The sequence below is a fragment of the Streptococcus parasanguinis genome (assembly GCF_001073155.1).
GTDB lineage: Bacteria > Bacillota > Bacilli > Lactobacillales > Streptococcaceae > Streptococcus > Streptococcus parasanguinis_D.
The window spans coordinates 1-6,040 of the sequence record NZ_JVEE01000040.1; the positions used below are offsets into that span (position 1 = coordinate 1).

Here is a 6,040-nt window from a genome sequence, read left to right on the forward strand (position 1 = left end):
GGACAAAAGTCCTAGCCTCTCAATTATTTTTGGATTGTCGAGCAAGACGCAGTGGTTGAGTGGCCTCTACTACCCTTATTTCATCAGCTTTTACAGCCCTACTCAACTGTGCGGAGGTGGGACGACGAAATCGAATTCTAACGAATTACTGATTTCTGTCCCACTCTCTTTTTTACTTGTAAAATTTTTGAAAATTTGATATACTATAACAGTTGCCACCCTTAGTGTAATGGATATCACGTAAGATTCCGGTTCTTGAGATGGGGGTTCGATTCCCTCAGGGTGGAGAGAAGAAAAGGTTGAGAAGTCTCTCAGCCTTTTTATCTTATGTTCATAGCTCAAAAAAGACTCTCAAATTTGAGAGTCTTTTCTAATTGAATTAGTTGATAGATGCTTCTTGGAATTCAGGGTTTTTCCATGCTTCATCGATGATTGCTTGCAATTCATCAGCAGAAGCTTTCATTTTTTGTTGTTCCGCATCGTTCAATGGGATGTTCACTGGACGAACAATACCGTGTGCACCTACGATGGCAGGTTGACCTATAAAAACGTTGCTAACACCATATTGACCTTCTTGGAATACAGAAAGTGGAAGTACTGCATTTTCATCATCAAGGATTGCTTTAGTGATACGAGCAAGGGCAACAGCGATACCGTAGTATGTAGCACCTTTTTTGTTGATGATAGTGTATGCAGCGTCACGAACACCTTCGAACAATTCGATCAATTCAGTTTCTTGAACGTTTTGAGTGTCTTTAAGGAATTCTTCAAGGTTTACACCAGCGATATTAGCGTGTGACCATACAGCGAATTCTGAGTCACCGTGTTCACCCATGATGTAGGCGTGTACTGAACGAGCATCCACATCCAATTTTTCAGCCAAAGCTTGACGGAAACGAGCTGAGTCAAGAGAAGTACCTGATCCGATAACACGTTCTTTAGGGAATCCTGAGAATTTCCATGTAGAGTATGTCAATACGTCAACTGGGTTAGCAGCTACAAGGAAGATACCGTTAAATCCAGATTTCACTACTTCTGTAACGATTGATTTGTTGATCGCAAGGTTTTTACCAACAAGGTCAAGGCGTGTTTCACCTGGTTTTTGAGGAGCACCTGCAGTAATTACAACAAGGTCAGCGTCTGCACAGTCAGCGTACTCAGCCGCATAGATCTTCTTAGGTGAAGTGAAGGCAAGGGCGTGGCTAAGGTCAAGCGCATCTCCAACAGCTTTTTCGTGCAATTGAGGAATTTCGATAATTCCAAGCTCTTGTGCAATTCCTTGGTTGACAAGTGCAAATGCATAAGATGAACCTACGGCACCGTCACCGACAAGGATAACTTTTTTGTGTTGTTTAGTCAAATTCATGAGTCTAAACGTCTCCTTCATATTTTTTTGAGATAGATTCTCATACGTCTTCATTCTACCACTTTTGAAAGTCTTTGTCATCTGATACAGTATGAATCCTTGATGTAAACGTTTTTACGTTTGTGTTCCTAAGAAGAAAAATAGGCTAAAATGTGTTATAATAGTATGGTGAATTAAGTAAAGAGAGGCATTTTTTGAATGCAGGATAAGAATCTAATTGATGTGAATTTAACATCAGAAATGAAGACGAGTTTTATCGATTATGCCATGAGTGTTATCGTTGCTCGTGCCCTCCCTGATGTTCGGGATGGTTTGAAACCTGTTCACCGTCGTATTTTGTACGGAATGAATGAATTAGGTGTTACACCAGATAAACCACATAAGAAATCAGCCCGTATCACAGGGGATGTTATGGGTAAATACCACCCACACGGGGATTTCTCTATTTATGAAGCCATGGTTCGGATGGCGCAATGGTGGAGTTATCGCTACATGTTAGTAGACGGTCATGGAAACTTTGGTTCTATGGACGGTGATGGTGCCGCTGCACAACGGTATACAGAAGCTCGTATGAGTAAGATCGCTCTTGAAATGTTGCGGGATATCAACAAAAATACAGTTGATTTCGCTGATAACTACGATGCCAGCGAGCGCGAACCTTTGGTCCTCCCTGCACGTTTCCCTAACCTTCTCGTCAATGGTGCTACAGGGATTGCCGTTGGGATGGCAACCAATATTCCTCCACACAATTTGGGAGAAACCATTGACGCAGTGAAGTTGATGATGGATAATCCTGAGGTAACGACCCGTGAACTTATGGAAGTTCTTCCAGGTCCAGATTTCCCGACAGGTGCTTTGGTCATGGGGAAATCAGGTATCCACAAAGCCTATGAAACAGGAAAAGGATCAATCGTTCTTCGTTCTCGTACAGAGATTGAAGTAACCAAGAGTGGCCGTGAACGGATTGTTGTCACTGAGTTCCCTTATATGGTCAATAAAACCAAGGTGCACGAGCACATCGTTCGCTTGGTGCAAGAAAAACGGATCGAAGGGATTACAGCTGTACGTGATGAATCAAACCGTGAAGGGGTTCGTTTTGTCATTGAGGTCCGCCGAGATGCTTCGGCTAACGTTATTTTGAACAACCTCTTTAAGATGACGCAAATGCAAACCAATTTTGGATTCAATATGTTGGCGATCCAAAATGGTATTCCAAAGATTCTTTCTCTTCGCCAAATTTTAGGGGCTTATATTGAGCACCAGAAAGAAGTGGTGACTCGCCGGACCATCTTTGATAAAGAAAAAGCGGAAGCACGTGCCCATATCTTAGAAGGTTTGCTCATTGCTTTGGATCACATCGATGAAGTGATCCGGATCATCCGCAATAGCCAGACAGACGCTGAAGCACAAGCTGAATTGATGGCTAAATTCAAGCTCTCTGAACGTCAAAGTCAAGCTATTTTGGACATGCGTCTTCGTCGTTTGACCGGTTTGGAACGAGACAAGATCCAAAGTGAATACGATGATTTGGTTGCCTTGATTGCTGATTTGGCTGACATTTTGGCGAAACCAGAACGTGTGGCCACCATCATCAAGGAAGAACTGGAAGAAGTCAAACGCAAGTTTGGCGATGCTCGTCGAACTGAGTTAATGGTTGGAGAAGTCCTTTCTCTTGAAGATGAGGACTTGATTGAAGAAACAGATGTCTTGATCACCCTTTCTAACAAAGGCTACATCAAACGTCTGGACCAAGCGGAATTTACGGCTCAAAAACGTGGTGGACGTGGGGTTCAAGGAACTGGTGTCAAAGATGATGACTTTGTCCGTGAACTGGTCTCTACGAGCACCCATGATCATTTACTCTTCTTTACCAATAAAGGGCGTGTCTATCGTCTGAAAGGTTATGAGATTCCAGAATATGGCCGGACAGCTAAAGGATTACCAATCGTCAACCTCTTAAAATTGGACGAAGGTGAATCGATTCAAACCATTATCAATGTGGAGCAAGACCGCAGTGACGAAGCTTATCTCTTCTTTACGACGCGACAAGGTTTAGTCAAACGGACCAATGTAGCTGAATTTTCAAATATCCGTCAGAATGGTCTCAAAGCTCTGAATCTGCGTGATGAGGATGAATTGATCAATGTCTTCCTTACAGATGGCAATGCTGACGTCATTATCGGTACCAAGTATGGTTATTCTGTCCGCTTTAACGAGGCTGTGGTCCGCAATATGGGACGTTCTGCCACAGGTGTACGTGGTGTGAATCTCCGTGAAGGAGACAAGGTTGTTGGGGCTAGCGTCGTTACGGATCAAGATGAAGTATTGATCATCACTGAAAAAGGGTATGGTAAGCGGACAATGGCTAGCGAATACCCAACCAAAGGCCGTGGCGGTAAAGGAATCAAGACAGCCAATATTACAGAGAAAAATGGTCCCTTAGCTGGTCTTTTAACCGTTAAAGGGGATGAAGATCTGATGATCATTACCGATACCGGAGTCATGATCCGCACAAGTGTTGGGAATATCTCTCAAACGGGTCGTTCAACTCAGGGTGTGAAAGTCATGAGACTGGATCAGGATGCGAAAATTGTGACCTTTACAACAGTCCAACCCGATGAAAAAGATGAAGAAGTAGTGGAAGAAAACGAATAGATAAGGGGACAGCATGTCACGCAAAAGAAAAAAGAAAAAGAGTTTACGCAATACTCTTATCAACATCGTTGCAACACTTTTGATTATTCTCTCGCTTCTCTTGATTTTCAATGCTCCGATCCGTAATATGATTATGGTTTGGCATACCAACCAATACCAGGTTAGCAAGGTCAATAAAAAAACCATTGACAAGAATAAAGAAGTGAAGACGAGCTTTGATTTCCAACATGTCCAGTCACTTTCGACGGAAGCAGTCATCAATGCCCAATGGCAAGCTCAAAAACTACCAGTAATTGGGGGGATTTCGATTCCTGAATTAAATATGAACCTTCCGATCTTTAAGGGACTTGAAAATGTAGCCCTTTACTACGGAGCAGGGACCATGAAGGAAAACCAAGTCATGGGACAAGGCAATTATTCTCTTGCTAGTCACCATGTATTTGGCTTAACTGGAGCAAATGCCATGTTATTCTCACCATTAGAGAAAGCCAAGGCAGGAATGAAGATCTACATCACGGACAAAGAAAAAATCTATACTTATGTTATCTCGTCTGTTGAGACAGTGACTCCAGACCGTGTAGATGTTATTCAAGATCGTGAAGGTGTTAATGAGATCACCTTGGTGACTTGTGAGGATGCTGCAGCGACTTACCGTACGATTGTAAAAGGGAATTTGGAAACCTCTGTTGACTATGACAAGGCTCCAAAAGACATCCTGGATTCATTCAGCAAGTCTTATAATCAAATGCAACTTTAAGAAAATAAAGCCCGAGGCAGAGATGCCGGGCTTTTTTCTATTTAGGAAGCTAGGAGAAATTCTTGTAAAATTGTAAGAGATTGGTAATATAATGTAAGGAATTTGTCATAATATTAAGGGAAAATCAGTATATAATAAGAGGAGAAAGAGTATGATAAGGAGGTAGAATAGTGACAAAAGAGCGAATTTATCATCTCTTGCATCATTTCTATAATCTCTTAGTAAACGATTTTCCACGAAATGGTTTAATTACAAAAGGAATCTACGAAGTAGAGCAAGTCTACCAAGCTTTAGAGGCCATTCCTCAGAGCCAGGAGTACTTGATTCGCTGTGAAATTCAACAGTTTTTAAAAGAGCTTGAACAAGTTCAAACAGGTTACCAGATCCGCTTTAATAAAGATGAAGTCTTAGTGTTAGATGATTTGAAGGAAGAAATTGCCTGTAAATAATGCAAGGTCGTCGTTTTCTCTATTTATTACGAATTAATAAGTGAGGAGGAAATTATGTACGACATATCATTTATTGAACCATCTTTGCTTCCTAGAGAACGTTTGGTTTCTGAAGGGGTAGATAAGCTGAGTCATCAAGAATTGCTATCCATTCTCTTACGGACAGGCAATAAGAAAAAAAGCGTTTATGAGATTGCACAAGGTCTTTTGAGTTCGGTTAATAGTTTAAAGGAGTTAAGTCAATTAACTCTAGAGGAGCTACAGGAAATCTCAGGTATTGGCCGGGTGAAGGCCATCGAACTTCAGGCTGTGATTGAGTTTGGACGAAGGATTCATAAAGACGAATTGATGAGTTCTGAACAGATCATGAGCAGCCAGAAATTGGCCCATAAAATTCAACAGGAAATCGGCCATAAGAAACAGGAGCACCTGGTTGCCCTCTATTTAAATACGCAGAATGAAATTATTCATCAGCAGACCATTTTTATTGGAACCGTGAATCGAAGTATTGCGGAGCCACGTGAAATCCTGCATTATGCACTGAAGCACATGGCAACCTCTATCATCTTGGCTCACAATCATCCATCTGGTGCCGTATTTCCCAGTAAAAATGATGATGAAGTAACGCAACGAGTTTTAGAGGCCTGTGAAGTGATGGGTTTAACCCTATTGGATCACTTGATTGTATCTGAAGAAAACTATTATAGTTACCGTGAAGAGACAGATTATTTGGTATAAAAAAGAGAGTGGGACAGAAATCAGTAATTCGTTAGAATTCGATTTCGTCGTCCCACCTCCGCACAGTTGAGTAGG

At 41.7% G+C, this 6,040-nt stretch carries 5 protein-coding genes and 1 tRNA gene; 5 read left to right on the top strand and 1 reads right to left on the bottom strand.

The window, feature by feature from the left end:
• Window positions 1-215: 215 nt before the first annotated feature.
• Window positions 216-287, top strand: a tRNA-Arg gene (locus ADH92_RS06835).
• A gap of 92 nt (window positions 288-379) precedes the next feature.
• Here the strand turns inward: ADH92_RS06835 and ADH92_RS06840 are convergent.
• Entirely contained in the window at window positions 380-1,366 is a 987-nt protein-coding gene (locus ADH92_RS06840) for an L-lactate dehydrogenase (protein ID WP_003014794.1), read from the bottom strand.
• A gap of 198 nt (window positions 1,367-1,564) precedes the next feature.
• Here ADH92_RS06840 and gyrA point away from each other — a divergent pair, with 198 nt between their 5' ends.
• The 4 genes from gyrA (at window position 1,565) to radC (ending at window position 5,965) form a co-directional block, all read left to right on the top strand.
• A complete protein-coding gene (gyrA, locus tag ADH92_RS06845; protein ID WP_049497903.1) occupies window positions 1,565-4,021 on the top strand; it encodes a DNA gyrase subunit A in 2,457 nt (818 codons plus the stop codon).
• Between the two features lie 13 nt (window positions 4,022-4,034).
• The gene (locus tag ADH92_RS06850) at window positions 4,035-4,778 is read left to right on the top strand and encodes a class A sortase (protein ID WP_049497904.1); all 744 of its coding nucleotides are present in this window, start codon (window positions 4,035-4,037) and stop codon (window positions 4,776-4,778) included.
• A 170-nt stretch (window positions 4,779-4,948) separates the two neighbouring features.
• Complete coding sequence (locus tag ADH92_RS06855; RefSeq protein ID WP_049474901.1) at window positions 4,949-5,227, top strand: hypothetical protein; 279 nt, start codon at window positions 4,949-4,951, stop codon at window positions 5,225-5,227.
• Between the two features lie 54 nt (window positions 5,228-5,281).
• Window positions 5,282-5,965 (top strand): RadC family protein, encoded by a 684-nt coding sequence (gene radC, locus ADH92_RS06860; RefSeq protein WP_045759397.1) that lies wholly within the window; start codon window positions 5,282-5,284, stop codon window positions 5,963-5,965.
• Window positions 5,966-6,040 lie beyond the last annotated feature (75 nt).

Excerpts from the sequence above, each read along its gene's own strand:
- ADH92_RS06840 (WP_003014794.1), bottom strand. The coding sequence starts at position 1,366 with ATGAATTTGACTAAACAACACAAAAAAGTTATCCTTGTCGGTGACGGT.
- gyrA (WP_049497903.1), top strand. The coding sequence starts at position 1,565 with ATGCAGGATAAGAATCTAATTGATGTGAATTTAACATCAGAAATGAAG.
- ADH92_RS06850 (WP_049497904.1), top strand. The coding sequence starts at position 4,035 with ATGTCACGCAAAAGAAAAAAGAAAAAGAGTTTACGCAATACTCTTATC.
- radC (WP_045759397.1), top strand. The coding sequence starts at position 5,282 with ATGTACGACATATCATTTATTGAACCATCTTTGCTTCCTAGAGAACGT.